The sequence below is a fragment of the Cyanobacteria bacterium GSL.Bin1 genome, from assembly GCA_009909085.1.
GTDB lineage: Bacteria > Cyanobacteriota > Cyanobacteriia > Cyanobacteriales > Rubidibacteraceae > Halothece.
The window spans coordinates 1-17,551 of sequence record JAAANX010000162.1; the positions used below are offsets into that span (position 1 = coordinate 1).

The 17,551-nt window shown below is 44.9% G+C and carries 18 protein-coding genes and 1 pseudogene; 11 read left to right on the forward strand and 8 right to left on the reverse strand.

The window, feature by feature from the left end; all coding sequences use genetic code 11:
• Positions 1 to 107: 107 nt before the first annotated feature.
• Genes GVY04_19140 through GVY04_19150 form a run of 3 tightly spaced genes read right to left on the reverse strand, consistent with a single transcriptional unit; the run spans position 108 to position 1,872 of the window.
• Positions 108 to 452 (reverse strand): AMIN domain-containing protein, encoded by a 345-nt coding sequence (locus GVY04_19140; GenBank protein ID NBD18171.1) that lies wholly within the window; start codon positions 450 to 452, stop codon positions 108 to 110.
• A 53-nt stretch (positions 453 to 505) separates the two neighbouring features.
• Positions 506 to 1,471: an aldo/keto reductase gene (locus GVY04_19145; protein NBD18172.1), complete on the reverse strand. Its 966-nt coding sequence runs from the start codon at positions 1,469 to 1,471 to the stop codon at positions 506 to 508.
• 29 nt (positions 1,472 to 1,500) lie between these two features.
• On the reverse strand, positions 1,501 to 1,872 hold the full coding sequence (locus GVY04_19150) for a hypothetical protein (protein NBD18173.1): 372 nt from the start codon (positions 1,870 to 1,872) through the stop codon (positions 1,501 to 1,503).
• Between the two features lie 109 nt (positions 1,873 to 1,981).
• On the opposite strand from GVY04_19150, the gene GVY04_19155 reads away from it, so the two are divergent.
• From GVY04_19155 to GVY04_19170, 4 genes are all read left to right on the forward strand, one after another.
• On the forward strand, positions 1,982 to 2,416 hold the full coding sequence (locus tag GVY04_19155) for a hypothetical protein (GenBank protein ID NBD18174.1): 435 nt from the start codon (positions 1,982 to 1,984) through the stop codon (positions 2,414 to 2,416).
• A gap of 166 nt (positions 2,417 to 2,582) precedes the next feature.
• Entirely contained in the window at positions 2,583 to 2,807 is a 225-nt protein-coding gene (locus GVY04_19160) for a hypothetical protein (protein ID NBD18175.1), read from the forward strand.
• A 263-nt stretch (positions 2,808 to 3,070) separates the two neighbouring features.
• The gene (locus GVY04_19165; GenBank protein NBD18176.1) at positions 3,071 to 3,778 is read left to right on the forward strand and encodes a hypothetical protein; all 708 of its coding nucleotides are present in this window, start codon (positions 3,071 to 3,073) and stop codon (positions 3,776 to 3,778) included.
• 21 nt (positions 3,779 to 3,799) lie between these two features.
• Positions 3,800 to 4,018 (forward strand): hypothetical protein, encoded by a 219-nt coding sequence (locus GVY04_19170; GenBank protein ID NBD18177.1) that lies wholly within the window; start codon positions 3,800 to 3,802, stop codon positions 4,016 to 4,018.
• Positions 4,019 to 4,044: 26 nt separating this feature from the next.
• Here GVY04_19170 and lptB read toward each other — a convergent pair whose 3' ends face one another.
• Positions 4,045 to 4,773, reverse strand: a complete 729-nt coding sequence (gene lptB / locus GVY04_19175) for an LPS export ABC transporter ATP-binding protein (protein ID NBD18178.1) — start codon at positions 4,771 to 4,773, stop codon at positions 4,045 to 4,047.
• Positions 4,774 to 4,780: 7 nt separating this feature from the next.
• Positions 4,781 to 5,224, reverse strand: a complete 444-nt coding sequence (locus GVY04_19180; protein NBD18179.1) for an OstA family protein — start codon at positions 5,222 to 5,224, stop codon at positions 4,781 to 4,783.
• 217 nt (positions 5,225 to 5,441) lie between these two features.
• Between GVY04_19180 and secA the strand changes: the two genes are divergently transcribed.
• Positions 5,442 to 8,306: a preprotein translocase subunit SecA gene (gene secA, locus GVY04_19185; GenBank protein ID NBD18180.1), complete on the forward strand. Its 2,865-nt coding sequence runs from the start codon at positions 5,442 to 5,444 to the stop codon at positions 8,304 to 8,306.
• Between the two features lie 66 nt (positions 8,307 to 8,372).
• Here the strand turns inward: secA and GVY04_19190 are convergent.
• Positions 8,373 to 8,555: pseudogene (locus tag GVY04_19190) on the reverse strand (aldehyde dehydrogenase family protein).
• Between the two features lie 293 nt (positions 8,556 to 8,848).
• Here GVY04_19190 and GVY04_19195 point away from each other — a divergent pair.
• The 5 genes from GVY04_19195 (at position 8,849) to GVY04_19215 (ending at position 13,439) form a co-directional block, all read left to right on the forward strand.
• Positions 8,849 to 9,487: a histidine phosphatase family protein gene (locus tag GVY04_19195; GenBank protein ID NBD18181.1), complete on the forward strand. Its 639-nt coding sequence runs from the start codon at positions 8,849 to 8,851 to the stop codon at positions 9,485 to 9,487.
• An 11-nt stretch (positions 9,488 to 9,498) separates the two neighbouring features.
• Entirely contained in the window at positions 9,499 to 10,515 is a 1,017-nt protein-coding gene (locus GVY04_19200) for a glucokinase (protein ID NBD18182.1), read from the forward strand.
• Positions 10,516 to 10,691: 176 nt separating this feature from the next.
• Positions 10,692 to 11,513: a 30S ribosomal protein S2 gene (gene rpsB / locus GVY04_19205; GenBank protein ID NBD18183.1), complete on the forward strand. Its 822-nt coding sequence runs from the start codon at positions 10,692 to 10,694 to the stop codon at positions 11,511 to 11,513.
• Between the two features lie 227 nt (positions 11,514 to 11,740).
• On the forward strand, positions 11,741 to 12,373 hold the full coding sequence (gene tsf / locus GVY04_19210) for a translation elongation factor Ts (GenBank protein NBD18184.1): 633 nt from the start codon (positions 11,741 to 11,743) through the stop codon (positions 12,371 to 12,373).
• A gap of 154 nt (positions 12,374 to 12,527) precedes the next feature.
• Positions 12,528 to 13,439, forward strand: a complete 912-nt coding sequence (locus GVY04_19215) for a hypothetical protein (GenBank protein NBD18185.1) — start codon at positions 12,528 to 12,530, stop codon at positions 13,437 to 13,439.
• A gap of 33 nt (positions 13,440 to 13,472) precedes the next feature.
• Here GVY04_19215 and GVY04_19220 read toward each other — a convergent pair whose 3' ends face one another.
• Positions 13,473 to 15,422: a heavy metal translocating P-type ATPase gene (locus GVY04_19220; GenBank protein NBD18186.1), complete on the reverse strand. Its 1,950-nt coding sequence runs from the start codon at positions 15,420 to 15,422 to the stop codon at positions 13,473 to 13,475.
• Between the two features lie 90 nt (positions 15,423 to 15,512).
• Here GVY04_19220 and GVY04_19225 point away from each other — a divergent pair, with 90 nt between their 5' ends.
• On the forward strand, positions 15,513 to 16,604 hold the full coding sequence (locus GVY04_19225) for a MerR family transcriptional regulator (GenBank protein ID NBD18187.1): 1,092 nt from the start codon (positions 15,513 to 15,515) through the stop codon (positions 16,602 to 16,604).
• Here GVY04_19225 and GVY04_19230 read toward each other — a convergent pair.
• Positions 16,601 to 17,497, reverse strand: a complete 897-nt coding sequence (locus tag GVY04_19230) for an ABC transporter substrate-binding protein (protein ID NBD18188.1) — start codon at positions 17,495 to 17,497, stop codon at positions 16,601 to 16,603. The two genes, GVY04_19225 and GVY04_19230, sit on opposite strands and share 4 nt — an antisense overlap.
• Between the last annotated feature and the right edge of the window lie 54 nt (positions 17,498 to 17,551).

Below are 17,551 nucleotides of genomic sequence, written 5' to 3' on the forward strand. Positions count from 1 at the left end.
CTAGAGAAACATCTGGAAGTGTTTACTCGCTAACCGCTCATGGCTCTATTCGCAGCTACGGGGAGGTGATCTCTCCCCAATCCCCCACCTCACGAAGTAGGTGGGGGTCATTGAAGGACAATGCGCGTAACATCAGTTTCAAATTGAGCAATCCGGAGTTCTTTGACTAATCCTGAATACTGTTGGTGGACAGGTTTTGCTTTCCAGGTCGTTTCCGGTAAATCGATGACAATGCGAGTTGGGTTTTGGAGGAGGAAAGAATCAGGCGCGATCGCGCGATCTGTGGTAAATCGCAGTTCGTAAGTTTCGGGATTAAAGCGCCACTGAGAAAGCGCAATCGCTTCCAAGTCATTGCCAATCAATAACCCGCCTCCGCCCACCCCTGCGAAAGTGCAGAGTAGAGAAATGACGGGAGAAAATTGATGGAGATTAATGTCAGGCGCTAAACCCATCAGCTATTACCAATACATGTGAAAGGGATCACTTTATATTGTGCCACATTTTTCTAAACATTGAAAGTCCATAACACTGGATTTTCGTCTAGGTAATCGGTAACATGCCGCCCAATTTGATCAATCTCTGTTAATTCTGTATCGGAAAGCGTAATCGCTGCGGCTTGAACATTTCCCAAGACTTGCTGGGCATTTCTCGCCCCCGCGATCGCGCAGGTATTGGGTTGGGCAATTAACCAAGCGAGTGCGAGTTGGGCTAAGGTACACTCCTTTCGTTCAGCAATAGGACGTAATTGTTCTACGGCTTGCAGGGCGCGGTCATAGTTTTCCCCTTGAAAAAGTTTATTTTTAGCGCGATGATCGCCTTCTTCAAACTGATGGTTGGGTCCAAATTTTCCCGTCAATAGCCCTTGGGCAAGAGAAGAATAAGCAAGAACGGTGATCTTTTGTTCCACACAGTAAGGAATCAATTCTTTTTCTGCTTGTCGCCAAAACAGAGAATAAGGGGGTTGCACACTGTCAATTGGTCCGTACTGCTGTGCTTGGGCTACTTGTTCCCGAGAAAAATTAGAAACTCCAATCGCTCGGATTTTGCCCTCACGTTTCAACGCATTGAGTGCTTGCATTGTTTCTTCAATTGGGACAATTTCGCTATTAAAAGAACCACTGGGCCAATGGATTTGATATAAATCCAGGTAATCCGTCTGTAAATTTTTCAGAGAACGATCACAAGCGGCGATCACTTGCTCGTATTGTAAGTGAGTGGGGAAGACTTTACTTGCCAATTGCACCTCTTCTCTGACATCAGAAATTGCCTGGGCGACAATTTGTTCGGAATGACCTTCTCCATAAATTTCAGCAGTATCAATGGTCGTAATGCCAGCCTCAAATCCTGCTCGAATCGCTTTGATGGTTTCTGTGTCCTCAATCCCCGTCCACATAGCTTTTCCGGCTTGCCAGGTTCCCATCAAAATCGGGGTAATTTTAACATCTGAGTGTCCTAATGGTCGCGCTTGCATGATCGCTCCTTTTCAATCAACTGTAACAACTATTCGGTGTTATTTTTAGAGCCAATAAACACTTGATAAGCCACGTACCCTAAAGCACCAATAATCGCTAAGGTTAGCACCGATGTAATCAGTTGAAAAACTGTCTTGAGGAGGGAAAGACTAATTCCCACTGCAACTGCACCAACAATGACTTTCCCCAAAATCGGCAGTTGATCGAACCAGCGACGGACTTGTAATGCGATTCCTTGAACCCGACGGGAAAATTGACCGGATTCTGAACCCACCGGAGAAGAGGGAGACACCGAATCTTGTTGCGTTGTCTGGTCCTGTTGTTGACTACTGGCATTCACTTCGGCTTCTAACTCTTGGAGTCGTTTTTCCCAGTCAGTTGGAGAATTTGGTTGATTCATATGGCTTGCTTCTTGTAATAATGGACAGCTAATAAAGATGAACAGAACAGCGAAAGAAGTGGGAAACTTGCGGGATAATATAAATAGAACTACCCACAGCGGTTTATTCATGCTTGCGATGAAACGCCAAAACCACACCCTCTTTCTCATCACTGCCCTTGCCACTATTTTATTCGGTTTAACCGCAACTCGCTTGCTTGCGGAGACAATCACAGTCAGTGGGAACTTTTCTGGACCGATGACCACTCAGGGTCAATCGGGAGGGGGAGTTAACAGTAATGATTGTGGCTTTGTTCCCAGTAACCCACAGGAAATGATTCGGGTAACCGAAAAGATTAACTATTTGCGCTTGAGTGTGGAAAGTGGAACCGGCAATCCGACTTTACTGATTGATGGTCCGGATGGGCGCTTTTGTCTGTTAGCCGATTCTGGCAATAATCCTTCTCTGTCTGGGATTTGGATGCCGGGAGAGTATAAAGTTTATGTGGGGGATGAACAAGGACAAAGCCATGAATATACCCTTCGTCTTTCTACCCAACGATAACTTAAAAAATTGGATCGGGAAAACGCATCACAATTCTAAAAATGAAATTAAATTCTTTCGAGAGAGATGTTGATCAGATAATGTACGTTAAGGTGGTAAGAGAAGATAAGGGTTACTGCTAAATTTCTTTCCAGTTAAGAAAGCTTCCATAAAGGAGTCAAAAATTATGAGTAATATCGAAGAACAAATTGAAAAACAGCGTCAAGAAGCACGTGACGTTTGTGGCAGCGAAGGGACTGAATCTCAAGACTGTGCAGTTGCCTGGGATACAGTAGAAGAATTACAAGCCGAGTACTCTCACCAACGTTCAGAAAAACCCAAGAAAACCTCTTTAGAGCAATACTGCGATGAAAATCCCGAAGCAGCAGAATGTCGCGTGTATGATGACTAGTTTCTAGATTAGCAAAATCATAGTTACTAAACAGTAGGAGTTCTCGCTTCTACTGCTTTTTTTATCGAAACCGTGTTAGAGGGGAACCGAAAGGTATAGCAGTACGCAACGAGGTTAGGACATTTTGTTTGGGTGGTCGTGTGACAGTATCAGTCTTTAAAGCCATCACTTTATGTCCTAACGTGAATCCGTAGCGCTATATGATATCGCGCTAACCACGGAAATAGATTTTTTAGCTTTAGAAAAGTTTTTAGATTTTTGCCATGCCTTCCCGTTTTGAGCGTATCCCTGCTAGTTCAATTAAGGGTGAATTAGAGCAACTGATTCAACAAGCTACCCAGAAAGAACCTCTCTTGGCAGAACGTTTGCGTTGGTTTGCCCGTTGGATTAAAGATAAAAAAGCGGGTTTGCTTCAATCGAAACGCTATGTCATGGACTTCCTCATTGAACTAATTGTGGATTCACAAGTTTGGCTAGCATTCAAAGCAATTCCTCCAGAACAAAAAGAATTGTTTTGGCAAGAAGCCGCTATGTCATCCCCAGAAAGGTTTTGGTATGAAACGCTTTTTCCACGATGGTTTAGTGAATCAGATCCGAAAATGACCACTTGGACAAAAAGAATGATGGCAGAAGATTTTGGTCAAGCGGATGCTGAAGTGTTAAAGCGATTTCTCACGGCGGTCGAAAGTCAGGGAGGAAATACTTTTACCTGTTATATTCTGGACTTGGCGATGGCAACTGATTTATTAGTCAGCGGTTCTTTTAATCACCCTCTTGCTATTCAGATTACTACCCAAAGTGCTACATGGAGTGAAGACAAACAAACATTTTGGCATCAGACTCTTCTCTATTGGAAGATTGAGCGGGGGATTTTTCTGAGCTATAATCCTCAAAATTCAATTGATGAAATGGCTAAATTACTTCTACAGTACAGTGACTCTCTTTCTCGCAATTGTTACAATTCTATCTAAGAAGCGTGGAGATGAAATCAAATGAGTGTTGAGCAAACCATTTTGCAGGAAACCAGTGCCTTAGACAGTGCGCTCTCTAAACTCAAAGCTGCCCGAAAATACCGTCGTGACAAACGAACTTACGGTGCGGAACGAGTGGAACACTATGTTTCAGATGTGGAAGGGGATTGGCTAGAAAATTGGTCAGTGCCTGATGAGTACCCTCAGGGCAAATCACCAGTTTCTGGTTCATCTTCATAAGAGGGAATCGCATTTTTGAGAGTGGATCAGCGACCAAAATTGTCCCCAAGATAATATTGGCGAACTAAGGGATCACTGTAAAGTTCTTGCGCTTTGCCAGAAGCAAGAATGCCGCCATCGCTCATGATATAGGCACGATCCGTAATTTCTAACGTTTCTCGTACATTATGATCTGTAATCAAAATTCCCATATTTTGAGAGCGAAGTTGATCAATTAAGGTTTGTAATTCGGAAACGGCAATGGGGTCAACACCGGCAAACGGTTCATCCAGTAAAAGAAATTGCGGTCCTTTCTCTCCCACGGCTAAGGCACGGGCTAACTCGGTGCGTCGCCTTTCTCCTCCTGAAATTCGGCTTCCTTCAGTATTGGCAATCGGTTCTAAACGAAATTCTTCTAACAATTGTTGCAACCGTTGCTTCCTCAGCCGTAGCGAAAACTTGTTTTCTTCTAAAGCTAAGCGTAAATTATCAGCAACCGTTAGATAGCGAAAGATACTCGGTTGTTGGGGAAGATACCCAATCCCAAGGCGCGATCGCTGATCAATGGCTAACGCCGTAATATTGTGCTCTCCGAGCCAGACACTCCCTTGATCCGGTTTCACTAACCCCGTGGCAATATAGAAGGTGGTGGTTTTTCCCGCTCCATTGGGCCCCAATAAGCCGACAATTTCCCCTGGAGAGACCCTGACACTAACGCGGCTAACGATGGTCAATTTGCCATAGGACTTATGAATATTTTTTAGGACTAAACTCACGTTGCACCTACTGTGGAGAGGAAGTGGCATTGTTTTGAGGTGGCGGAACCACATAGGTGGAGGTGACTTGTTGTTCCCCTTTCGGCGTTGCGACAAATCGTCCTTCTTCTAATAAATAAGTCACTTTTTCCGCACGAATGCTATTTTCTCCTTGCAACACATACACATCTCCCGTTAAAACGAGACGACGTTCACTACGAAAATATTGGGCTTGGGCTGATGTTGCTTGTAACTGTTGGGCGGGATAATTAATCTGAACATTCCCTCGCGCTGTAATCACGCCAGTTTCAGAATTGGCTTCTTGCACATCAGAACGGACCGTCATCGTATTCTCCGCACTGCCATTACCCGACTGCGCAAACGCTCTGGGCTGGAACAGCGTCATGAGCCCCAAAAGAGTCAGGGTAAGCAAGCTTTGGGTCAGCGGAGAAAACAATCTTTTCTCAAGCATAATCGGGTGGAGGTTGTGATCAATCTTTCTTTATTCCCTAGAGTACCCCAAAGCAGGATCAGCTGAACAACGCCTGATGCCAATGGCGCGATCGCCCACCCCAGTGTCGAGCGACCCTCCCTGAACAACGAGCAAACGCTAATGATAACATAAGTAGCAGATATAAAAGAAATTAACATCAGGTAATAACTGTCCTTCAATCAGTCCTCCCCTAACTATGGTCTTAAAAAAACTCTTCGGCGATCCCAACCAACGGAAGCTCAAAAAACTCCAACCCATCGTTACAGAAGTTAATCTCTATGAGGAAGATATTCAAGCCCTCTCCGATGAGGAGTTAAGAGGAAAAACCCAAGCATTTAAAGAGAAATTGGCGCAAGCCAAAAATGAAAACGAAGAAGACGAAATTATTGAAGAAATTTTACCGGAAGCCTTTGCGGTTGTCCGGGAAGCTGCCCGCCGCGTCCTGGGTTTGCGTCACTACGATGTGCAAATTTTGGGGGGTATTGTGCTTCACAGTGGGGAAATTGCAGAGATGAAAACAGGGGAAGGGAAAACCCTCGTGGCAACCCTGCCCTGTTATCTCAACGCCCTCACTGGCAAAGGGGTTCATGTGGTCACTGTCAATGATTATCTGGCCCGTCGGGACTCAGAATGGATGGGACAAGTCCATCGTTTCTTGGGTTTGAGCGTGGGGTTAATTCAACAGGGGATGTCTCCTCGCGAACGGCAAAATAATTATGCTTGTGATATTACCTATACCACCAACAGTGAACTTGGCTTTGACTATCTCCGCGATAATATGGCGACCTCTCTCGAAGAGGTGGTGCAGCGTCCGTTTAACTATTGCATCATTGACGAGGTGGACTCGGTATTAATTGATGAAGCGAGAACGCCGCTGATTATCTCGGGTCAAGTGGAACGTCCGACGGAGAAATATATTCGGGCTTCGCAGGTTGCAAGGGAGTTAAAGCGCGATCGCGAGGGGGAATTAAAAACGGAAGAAGCAATGGCATTGGAAGAAGCTGAGGCGGGAAAAGAAGCGCATTATGAAGTGGATGAAAAGGCAAAAAGCGTTCTCTTAACCGATGAGGGGTTTGCCAGAGCAGAAGAACTCTTAGGCGTTAGCGATCTCTATGATCCTGAAGATCCCTGGGCACACTATATCTTCAATGCCATTAAGGCTAAAGAATTATTTATCAAAGATGTTAATTATATTGTCCGTAATGGCGAAGTGGTTATTGTTGATGAATTTACGGGACGGGTAATGCCCGGTCGTCGTTGGAGTGATGGGCTACACCAAGCCATTGAAGCCAAAGAAGGGGTGGAAATTCAAAAAGAAACCCAAACCCTGGCCAGTATTACCTATCAAAACTTTTTCTTGCTATATCCCAAACTCTCTGGGATGACCGGAACGGCGAAAACGGAAGAGGCGGAATTTGAGAAAATTTATAATCTCCAAGTGACGATTATTCCCACTAATTTACCCCTTGCCCGTAAAGATTTAGCAGATTCCGTTTATAAAAACGAACGAGGGAAATGGAAATCGGTGGCAGATGAGTGTCAAGAAAAGCACGAACAAGGAAGACCCGTATTGGTGGGAACCACCAGTGTGGAAAAATCAGAACTCCTCTCCAAGTTATTAGAAGAACGAGACCTCCCCTTCAATGTTCTTAATGCCCGCCCGGAAAACGTGGAACGGGAATCGGAAATTATTGCGCAAGCGGGACGCAAAGGGGCAATTACTATTGCCACGAACATGGCAGGACGCGGAACCGACATTATTTTAGGGGGGAACCCCGATTACATGGCGCGGTTAAAGCTACGGGAATATTTCATGCCGAAAGTTGTGATTCCGGAAGAGGATGATGAGTTGGCAGTGAGTGTTCCCAATGGTAAAAAGCGCAGTGGCGGACAAGGCTTTGGTAAAGATCAGAAGAAAAAAGTGAAGACCTGGCGGGCGTCTCCGCAAATTTTCCCCACGGAACTCTCGAAAGAAACGGAGAAGAAACTGAAAGAAGCCGTGGATTATGCGGTTCAAGAGTATGGCTTGCAGAGTTTACCCGAATTAGACGCAGAAGAAAAAGTCGCGATCGCGGCAGAAAAAGCGCCCACCGATGATCCGGTGATTCAAAATCTGAGAACGGTCTATCGCGACATTTACGAAGAATACGAAGCCTACACCAGCAAGGAACATGATGAAGTGGTGGAACTTGGTGGCTTGCACGTGATTGGTACCGAACGCCATGAATCCCGTCGCATTGACAACCAACTGCGAGGACGCGCCGGACGACAAGGCGACCCCGGTTCCACTCGGTTCTTCCTCAGCTTAGAAGATAATTTACTCCGAATTTTCGGCGGCGATCGCGTTTCGGGAATGATGAATGCTTTCCGGGTGGAAGAAGATATGCCCATCGAATCAGGAATGCTCACCCGTTCTCTGGAAAATGCGCAACGGAAAGTAGAAACGTTCTACTACGATACCCGGAAGCAAATCTTTGAATATGACGAGGTGATGAACAATCAACGCAGGGCAATTTACGCGGAACGGCGACGAGTCTTAGAAGGAAAAGACCTCAAAGATCAGGTTCTTGAATATGCGCGCCGGACGATGGATGATATTGTCAATGCTTATGTCAACCCGGATCTGCCGCCAGAAGAGTGGGATTTAGAGTCGATGGTCGCCAAAACGAAAGAGTTTGTCTATCTCTTAGAGGATCTCGAACCCTCGCACATGGAAGATATGACCTTTGGTGAAATGCGCGCCTTCCTCCACGAAGAAATCCACAAAGCTTATGACATTAAAGAAGCAGAAGTGGAGAAACTGCAACCGGGCTTAATGCGGCAAGCGGAACGCTTCTTCATGCTGCAACAGATTGATACCCTCTGGCGAGAACACCTGCAAGCGATGGACTCCCTGCGGGAATCGGTGGGGTTACGCGGGTATGGACAGCGCGACCCCTTGGTTGAGTACAAGCAAGAGGGCTACGAGATGTTCCTGGAAATGATGATTGATATTCGCCGGAATGTTGTCTATTCTCTCTTCCAGTTCCAGCCACAAGTGCAGCAACCGCAAACGGTCTAGTTCAAAGCGATTAATGATCCCCCACTCCTGGAGTGGGGGTAGAGGGTTAGGGAATGAAAACCGCTTTTACAGTCTGATGTTGACTGTTTTCGCTTCTGTGTACTCTTCTAAGGCATATTCCCCGAGTTCACGACCCATCCCATGAGCAACGGTATGTGCTTTCGAGAGATCAGTGGTCTAGATCCCTGCTGCTAAGCCATAAATGGTTTTGTTGGCGCGCTCAATGAGTTCATCAAGGTCTTTAAATTGATTATGGAACTATAGCCAATTTCTTCAGCTACTTAATAGTGGTAAAGGATTTGATATCTGGACAGAGCATGATTTAGAACTTGCTTTAGAAGACGCTAAAACCTATGAGGATGTTCACTTAGATCCTCAAGATAGTTCTTTAGCCTTGCAACGGTTAACCAAGGCTTTAAAGGAAAAGATTTAATCCACTTCTCGGCTGTCACTTTTCGAGTTAAGAGAGTGAAAAATGAAAAGTCTAATCTCGACAAAGCAGTTAGGATAGAAGTTGCCTTGGATTTATTATTGCTTTCCCCATGACACAAAAAATTTGGATTACTCGTCATGGCAATCGCTATGATTTTGTGAATCCTGATTGGTTTCTTACTGCCGAGCTTCGCTACGATCCTCATCTTGCTGAAGATGGCATTGCACAAGCTCAAGAACTAGGACAAAGATTGCAATCAGAAAACATTGGTCATATTTTTTCCTCTCCTTTTCTTCGTACCGTTCAAACCGCCCATGAAGTGGCAACAATCTTAGATTTACCCGTGAAATTGGAAGCCGGATTGGGAGAATGGTTAAATCCCAATTGGATGGATCATGATCCAGATATTCGCTCTGGAGAAACCTTGGCTCAATACTATCCTCGAATCGATTTAAATTATCATTCACGGGTGGTTCCTCAATATCCAGAAACGGAGGAAGCTGTCATGGCAAGAACCGCAGCAACTGCACAAAAATTAGTAAGTGAATTTACTGGAGAGCTCTTATTTGTGGGTCATGGGGCTTCGGTTTTAGGAACAGCAGAAGGATTACTAGGAAAACCGCTCAATATTCGTGCTTCTTTTTGTTGTTTGACCCAATTAGTGCAAAATAATGGACATTGGGAGGTAGAACTCGCAGGCGATACATCTCATCTCTCAAATCCCGAGAAAACCATTCGCTTTCATTAGGAACACAAGTTATGACCTTACTCATTGCTGGTGATATCGGAGGAACAAAAACAATTTTGCGGCTGGTGGAAGTCACCAAGCAAGCCGTTGATTTCCAAACGCTGCAAGAAGTCACCTATCCCTCTCAGAATTACTCCGATTTAGTGCCAATGGTTCAAGAGTTTCTTGGGCAAACGGATGAGACCCCTGAAAAAGCCTGTTTCGCGATCGCGGGACCCGTGATGCAGCAAACCTCCCAACTCACTAATCTCAGTTGGTATCTCGACGCCACCCGCCTCCAAAAGGAATTAAATTTGAAAGCCGTCAGTCTCATTAATGATTTTGCAGCGGTCAGTTATGGCGTATTAGGAATCAAAGAGGAGGAAATCGAACCCTTACAATCTGTGCAACCGCAAAACGATGCGCCAATTGCGATCATTGGTGCGGGAACGGGGTTAGGAGAAGGCTTTTTAATTCCCCAAGGCGATGGCGATTATCAAATTTTTGGGACAGAAGGTGGACATGCTGACTTTGCCCCTCGTTCCCAGTTAGAATTCCAAATTCTAGACTATATTCGCCAGCAAAAACAGATCACTCGGGTTTCTGTTGAAAGAATTGTCTCTGGACAAGGGATTATCTCCATTTATCAAGCCTTAAGAGATCTTGACGTTCACCCAGAAAGTAAGACATCGGTGGTAGAAACGATTCGCAAATGGGAGAAACAGCAACCAACCGACCAAGATCCCGCTGCTGCGATTGCTCAAGCTTCATCAACGGATCGCCTTTGCCAGAAAACGATGGAACTCTTTATAGAAGCCTATGCCGCTGAAGCGGGAAACTTAGCCTTAAAGTTACTCCCTTATGGGGGACTTTATATCGCTGGCGGGATTGCTGCCAAAAACTTAGCTTGGATGAAAAGCGATCGTTTTCTCCAAATCTTTAAAGATAAAGGCAGAGTGAGCTCGATTTTAGATTCTGTTCCAATTCATGTTATTCTCAACCCCAAAGTGGGGCTAATCGGTTCGATTATGTATGGCTTGAATCAGTAATTTGCTGCTCTACACAGGAGTTCCTTGAGTCTTGACAGGTCGCTGTTCACTGAAAAAAAATGCTATCCTAGTAGGGCTAAAAAATGAAATTGAATTCGCACATCTAGGGCTTCGGGTGTTTCCAATTGGAAATTCCCCCTAGGTGGAGGATAAACCCGAACAGGAGAAGCAAATTTATGTCAGTCATTACCCTCCGAGAACTACTTGAATCCGGTGTTCACTTTGGACACCAAACCCGTCGTTGGCATCCTGCAATGCGCCCTTACATCTACACAGCACGGAATGGGGTGCATATCATTGACTTGGTGCAAACCGCACAGTTAATGGAAGAGGCTTATAGCTATCTGCAAGACACTTCTGCCAAAGGACAGAAAGTTTTATTTGTGGGAACCAAACGTCAAGCCGCAGGCATTATTGCCCAAGAAGCGAGTCGTTGTGGCGCTTTCTATGTCAATCAACGTTGGTTAGGGGGAATGCTGACCAACTGGGAAACCATTAAAACTCGTGTGGAACGTCTCAAAGAGTTAGAGCGTCTCAAGGAAAGTGGGGCAATGGCACGTCGTCCCAAAAAGGAAGCAGCCGTTTTAGGACGAGAACTGGAAAAACTGCAAAAATATCTCGGTGGCATTAAAATGATGCGTCGCCTTCCCGACATTGTTGTCATTGTGGATCAGCGTCGCGAACATAATGCAATCATGGAATGTCAAAAACTCGGCATCCCTATTATCTCGATGTTGGATACCAACTGTGACCCTGCTTTAGCCGATATTCCGATTCCAGCCAATGACGATGCGATTCGCTCCGTGAAATTAATTGTCGGGAAACTGGCTGACGCGATCTATGAAGGTCGTCACGGTCAAATCGATACGGAAACGGAAGGCAAGTATGATGAATTAGACGAAGGCATTGATACTTACCAAGAAGAAAGCGACGAAGAAGAAATGACCCCCGAAGCTGACTCCGAAATGGCTGCTGTTGGTGAGGGTGAAAATGAATAATCTCTGCTTCCTTGGTCAAGAAAAGCCCCTCTCTTTTTGATCGAATAACGGTGTTACACTGCTCAAAGAGATTAGTGGTTTCACCAGGAAAGAATCAAGAACCCAGCCTCCTCTTTGCGGGAGATTAAAGTAGAAACTTTCCTGATGCCAAGCCTCAGTCTTCAGTGCTGAGGCATTGGTCACTGTTTACTCAAATGACTTGTCTTGTAGAAAAGGAAAAAGGTTAGATGGCGGAAATATCAGCAAAACTGGTTAAAGACTTGCGCGAAAAAACTGGCGCAGGAATGATGGATTGTAAAAAAGCACTTTCTGAAAGTGACGGTGATTTAACCAAAGCGATGGAATGGTTGCGTCAAAAGGGCATCACTTCTGCAGAGAAAAAGCAAGGACGAGCAGCCAGTGAAGGCATTATTGACAGTTACATCCACACCGGGGGACGCATTGGTGTTTTGATTGAAGTGAACTGTGAAACTGATTTTGTTGCCCGTCGTGAAGAATTCCAAAACATCGTTCGTGATATTGCAATGCAGGTTGCAGCGTATGGCAACGTGGAATATGTTTCTATTAATGATGTCCCCAAAGAACTAGTTGAAAAAGAAAAAGCAATTGAGAGAGGGCGCGAAGATTTACAAGGGAAACCAGACAATATTAAAGATAAAATTGTTGAAGGACGAGTGGAAAAACGCCTGAAAGAACTCTCCTTGTTAGATCAACCCTTTGTCAAAGACCAAAGTATTACCGTTGATGAGTATATTAAACAAGGCATTGCAACCTTAGGAGAAAACATTCAAGTCAGACGCTTTGCTCGTTTTGTTTTGGGAGAAGAATCTGATACGGAAGAGCAGTCTTCAGAAGAATAAGCAATTTTCTAAAAACAGAATTGCTGCAAAACATTAGAGGGCAAAAGTAAGTGATTAGCGCTGGCTTTTGCCTTTTTTATCATTTTTAATTCGTTCTAAGTTAGTTATTACTGGAAGTAACCAACAATGTATCAAATATAAAACACAGTAAACTATGGTGAGACCAATTCAACAAATCGAAACCGATCTAGACGCTTTAGAGAATCAGGTTAGCGCGATCGCGCAAAAAATTGAAAAAGCTTATGAAGAATATATTGAACAGTTAGGAGAAACGCTGCAGAACCAACTCGTTTTTTCAGTTTACCAAATTTGTACTCAAGAATATCCGGAAGGGTTTTTGAAATTATCTTTATCCCAACAGCAAGCCCTACAAAAGCAAATTCGTGACCTCGCTCAAGAAGCACAGGCAAATTTGAAATTAGGGGGAGCGGTGCTACAACAAATTGAATGGAATGATGAGCAAGCAGAAGCTTTAGAGGAAATGTTATCGGAACAAGAATCGGTAACAGAAGATTCAGAAACAAGAACGGAAACTGAGGTTAATGCAGAAGCGCTGCAACGGTTATTGAATTCAGGACAACAAGAAGCGTCCAATTCTGAAGATAATAGTCCAGAACAAGTGAGAGTCTGGTGTCATTTACAAGTAGAAGCGATCACTCTACTCTTAGAAAATGTTTCTAGTCAAGCGAATGAAATCTTGCAAAAAGCCGGAATATTACCGCAAGAGTTTCCCAAGGAAATGATTGATGCTGCACTTCATTCAGAAGGGACAGGTGTTATGAGTAATCGTTCTCCGGGAGTCTTGCATTTAACCTTAGAACTGGAGCGAAAACATCAATCGGGGAGTTCTCAGACTGATGAAAATGAAGTGATTCAACTGGCGATTGTGCGCTTGCGAGCGGGGGAATTAGAATTTGTAACGCCCCATTTAAATACGAAACGGAGAGCATTACGCCATCTTGAACAACAGTTACAACAACTGGATGAACAGTATCGTAAACTAACGAGAGAACGCGCGATCGCGCAAGCCGAACTCGCATGGCGCAGTAGCTGGCACGAAGATTGAAGATTAATGTTCAACCTCCCTGAGAGCAGAAAATTATCCAATCGTGAGCGTTGGTTTCTCAGATCTCAGCAAACGTAAACCATTAAGCGTGACTAAAAGTGTTGAGCCTTCATGCCCGAGAACACCAGCAGGAAGCGTTAATTCCCCGAAAAAGTTAGCGAGGATTAAAAGGATAATGGAGGTGAGCGCGAGGGTCAGATTTTGCTTGATAATCCGTTGCGATTGCTTTCCGATGCGAATCGCTTGCTCTAATTTTCCTAACCGATCTGCCATCAGCACAATATCAGCGGTTTCTAAAGCGACATCACTACCCACTCCCCCGATGGCAATTCCCACTGAGGCTTGAGCAAGAGCCGGTGCATCGTTAATGCCATCACCGACCATGGCCACTGTATGATCATGTTGTAATTGCTGAATGAGCTCGACTTTCTCCTCTGGCAAAAGATTGGCGTAAACTTGGTCAATACCAACTGCTGCAGCAACTGTTTGAGCAGTCGTGATTTGATCACCGGTAACCATAATTGTAGTGGTAATGCCCATTTGCTTCAACTTGGTTAGTAGCTTTGCTGCTTGGGGATGAACTTGATCGGCAACCGCTAATATCCCAAGGAGTCGCTGTTCTTGAACGACCCAAATGACGCTGCACCCCTGAGCTGCGAGCAATTCACTCTTCTCATTGAGATTGGTATCCACTTCTATTGGTTGATTAAAAACAAATTGTTTTTTACCGATCGTGACTGCTTGACCTCCAATTTGCCCGGTGATTCCTTGTCCGGCTCGTGCCTGAACGTTGATCGCGCTGAGTAAAGGCAGATTCTCAGCTTGAGCCGCTTGTAAAATGGCTTGGCTAATGGGGTGTTCCGAGTAAGCTTCCAGAGACGCGGCAATTTGTAGCAGTTCTTCTTTCGTTACGTCAAAAGCGGGAAGCACTTCTGTAACCTGTAGTTCTCCCATGGTCAGCGTTCCTGTCTTATCAAACGCGATCGCGCTGACTTGCCCAATTCGTTCTAGCTGCGCTCCATCTTTGAATAAAATTCCTGAGCGCGCCCCTTGTGCCATGCCAGATAGTAAGGTTGGCATAATTGCTGCCATCAGCGCACAGGGAGAAGCCACGACCAGAAAAACTAAGGCGCGATAAATCGTGGTTTCCCAATTCCACGCCAAAAAGAAAGGGGGAAGGGTTGCTAAAGCGACGCCGATGAGAACAATGACTCGCGCATAGCCCCGTTCAAACTGGTCTAAAAACTGTTGCGACGGCGGCTGAGACGTTTTTGCTTGCTCCACGAGTTGAATCACCCGCTGAATCAAACTACTTTCGGGAGGTTTGTGCAGTTCGACCGTTAATGCGCCATTACCGTTAATGGTTCCGGCAAAGACTTCATCTTCCACCTGCTTCTCCACAGGAATCGATTCTCCGGTAATCGGTGCTTGATTCACACTACTCCACCCTTCCCGGATAATCCCATCAGTGGGAAACATTTCCCCCGGTTTCACTAAAACGCGATCGCCAATTTGTAACTGCTCAGTGGGAATCATGGTTTCCCTTCCCTGTTGCAAAATTCGGGCGGTGTCAGGGGTCAGTGCCATCAAACTGCGAATATTGCGCTCAGTGCGGTGCATGGCAATGTTTTCTAACGCACCACTCATGGCAAAAATTAAAATCAGCACTGCCCCATCCACTAAAAGGTAATAATCCTGTTGCCACAACCCCAAAATCGCAGCCCCTAAGGCAGCAACAATCATTAGCAAGTCCACATCCAATTCCCATTCTTGCCAGAGGGTTTTCACGCCATCACGGGCATTGTCAAAACCACCAATGACATAAGCTGCTAACAAGAGCCAAATTCCAAACCCCAGTAAATTCCCATTCAGTGCCAGCCAACCGAGGAAGGTGAAGATAGCACAAACCGCAGCAGCGATCGCGTCGGGATAAGTTTTTATCCAAGCCGGGAGTTTTCCTTTCTTCATCAATGCAGGAACCATCTATAAGCGCCGAATCCCTATTAACTTACTCGGTTATGGTAAACTTTGACATTAATGTGAAGGTCAAGAGAAATCTTCTACTTTTGATTGATGTTGACGATTAAACAACTCACTGCCGCGGTTGGGGATGGTGTGACACCGCGCATGGTACGACACTATCACCAAATTGGTTTAATGCCCTCCCCAAAGCGTTCTGCTAGTAACTATCGCCTTTATACTGAAGCGGATGTTCAGCGGTTGCAACGGATTGTAGCGCTGAAACAACAGGGATTTCAACTCTCTCATATCAAGCAGATCTTGGAACAAGAGTCTTCATCGGATTCTCTGCTGCAACAGTTACAACAACAATATCAGAGTGTCTTACAGCAATTGGTGAAATGGCGACAAACCGCGATCGCGCTCGAGGGATTATTAGGGAGAGATGAGTCTTGCCAATCTCTGCAAGCAGAAGCGTTGGCGCAACTGGGACGGTTGCAAGCGGAAACGGAAACGACGCGATCATTAAGCGAAGGACTCTGGGCATCTTTAGACGCTGGCGTTTGTGATCATCCTGAGAATTTTCAGCAGGCACTGCAACGTTTGTTACCCGATCTGTCTCAGCGACCTGAAATAGAAGTCGATATCTTATCTCATTTAGTTTTGGCATGTGGTGATGTTAGTTTAGCCGCTTTTATTCGTTTCAGCCCGGATCTAATCAAAGTTGCCAGAGAAACTTTGAGTACAGGAGGGACCATCATGACTGATGTTCCGGCTGTTCTTAACAGCTTAGATCACACTCGCCTTGCTCATTTAGGATGTCAATCTTTCTCCTTAATGAATGACTCTCATCTTAATACTGCTGCAGATGCAGAAGAGGCGTTTTGGCAGGATCACAATTGGCAGCAACGTCTTGCAGAACAAATTGAAGGTCAGATCTGGGTCATCGGTTATGCGCCTTCTGTACTACTCAAACTCTGCGAACTAGTAGAAACCCAAGGCGGCAAACCAGCCCTTGTCATCGGGCTTCCCATTGGTTTTAGCCATGCCCCAGCCGCAAAACGGCAACTGTTGCAGTTACCTATTCCCTATTTGACCAGCGAAAGTGCCCTTGGGGGCGGCTTACTCGCAGCGGTGGCGCTGAATCGGTTAGCTGCTTCTCTACTAGAAAAGCCAGATTGCCATTGCTATCTTCAGAATCTTTAGTTGAACGTTGCTTCTAACTGTTGAGAGGCGGTTTTAATTTTCTCTAAACTCCCTGGATTAACCAGTCCATAATAGTCAAAAACATACACTTGATCCTGTTGAGTTGCTTTGAGATTTTTCCAAAACGCTTCTTGTTTGAGTTGTTCTAAAATTCCTTCTCGACTCGGATCGACAATAATTAAAGTATCAGGATTAGATTCAAGTATTTTTTCTGGGGAAAGAGTGACATACCCCCCAACGGGCGAACTTCCCTGTAATTGAGCAGCCACATTTTTAACAGGAAACGCACTCAGTAAATCCCCCGCCCAACTATTTTTATTCGGGGCTAAAATCGGTTGACGACTGACTAAAACTAACGTAGAAAGATTGCTTTTTTCATTAGTTTTATCGGGGAGATAGGTATCATATTCTTTGAGTAAGGGTTCTGGATCAGATCCAATCGCGCTAGCAAGGGTTTTAGTGACCTCTTTTAAAGATGTCCAACTGTCAATATTGGTCGCGATCGTTTTGATTCCTAATTCTTCTAATTTAGATAACGTTTGGTCGCTAAATCCTTCTGCACCAATGACTAAATCTGGTTCAAGAGCAACAATTTTTTCTAAATCGGGTGGTGTGCGTCCTTCATTCATAGTGGGGAAGTCTGTAAATCGTTCATCCTCTTTCAGTAAACGACTCCCTGGAATTCCCACTAATTTTGTTGCATCTAGACGATAGATAATATCAGCGGTTAAAGAAGTCAATGCAACAACTTTTTCAGCTTCTGTTTCAGGATTTAAGTCTGTATCTGTGGTAGTTTCTGCTTGAGAATTCGGGTTAGTGTCTGTTGTATTAACACCGCAAGCGACGAGAGAAACACTAAGCAGAAAAGTGAAGAAAAAAGTTCGATAAAGCATGGTTTATTATTTGTTATTTGTTATTTGTTATTTGTTCTCCCCTCTCAAATGCTA

What these genes read in the sequence shown, in the direction of transcription:
- GVY04_19165 (NBD18176.1), top strand. Translation starts at nt 3,071, where the DNA reads ATGCCTTCCCGTTTTGAGCGTATCCCTGCTAGTTCAATTAAGGGTGAA.
- GVY04_19150 (NBD18173.1), bottom strand. Translation starts at nt 1,872, where the DNA reads ATGAATCAACCAAATTCTCCAACTGACTGGGAAAAACGACTCCAAGAG.
- GVY04_19180 (NBD18179.1), bottom strand. Translation starts at nt 5,224, where the DNA reads ATGCTTGAGAAAAGATTGTTTTCTCCGCTGACCCAAAGCTTGCTTACC.
- GVY04_19160 (NBD18175.1), top strand. Translation starts at nt 2,583, where the DNA reads ATGAGTAATATCGAAGAACAAATTGAAAAACAGCGTCAAGAAGCACGT.
- GVY04_19225 (NBD18187.1), top strand. Translation starts at nt 15,513, where the DNA reads ATGTTGACGATTAAACAACTCACTGCCGCGGTTGGGGATGGTGTGACA.
- rpsB (NBD18183.1), top strand. Translation starts at nt 10,692, where the DNA reads ATGTCAGTCATTACCCTCCGAGAACTACTTGAATCCGGTGTTCACTTT.
- GVY04_19140 (NBD18171.1), bottom strand. Translation starts at nt 452, where the DNA reads ATGGGTTTAGCGCCTGACATTAATCTCCATCAATTTTCTCCCGTCATT.
- GVY04_19200 (NBD18182.1), top strand. Translation starts at nt 9,499, where the DNA reads ATGACCTTACTCATTGCTGGTGATATCGGAGGAACAAAAACAATTTTG.
- GVY04_19230 (NBD18188.1), bottom strand. Translation starts at nt 17,497, where the DNA reads ATGCTTTATCGAACTTTTTTCTTCACTTTTCTGCTTAGTGTTTCTCTC.
- GVY04_19195 (NBD18181.1), top strand. Translation starts at nt 8,849, where the DNA reads ATGACACAAAAAATTTGGATTACTCGTCATGGCAATCGCTATGATTTT.
- tsf (NBD18184.1), top strand. Translation starts at nt 11,741, where the DNA reads ATGGCGGAAATATCAGCAAAACTGGTTAAAGACTTGCGCGAAAAAACT.
- GVY04_19170 (NBD18177.1), top strand. Translation starts at nt 3,800, where the DNA reads ATGAGTGTTGAGCAAACCATTTTGCAGGAAACCAGTGCCTTAGACAGT.
- secA (NBD18180.1), top strand. Translation starts at nt 5,442, where the DNA reads ATGGTCTTAAAAAAACTCTTCGGCGATCCCAACCAACGGAAGCTCAAA.
- GVY04_19145 (NBD18172.1), bottom strand. Translation starts at nt 1,471, where the DNA reads ATGCAAGCGCGACCATTAGGACACTCAGATGTTAAAATTACCCCGATT.
- GVY04_19215 (NBD18185.1), top strand. Translation starts at nt 12,528, where the DNA reads ATGGTGAGACCAATTCAACAAATCGAAACCGATCTAGACGCTTTAGAG.
- GVY04_19155 (NBD18174.1), top strand. Translation starts at nt 1,982, where the DNA reads ATGCTTGCGATGAAACGCCAAAACCACACCCTCTTTCTCATCACTGCC.
- GVY04_19220 (NBD18186.1), bottom strand. Translation starts at nt 15,422, where the DNA reads ATGGTTCCTGCATTGATGAAGAAAGGAAAACTCCCGGCTTGGATAAAA.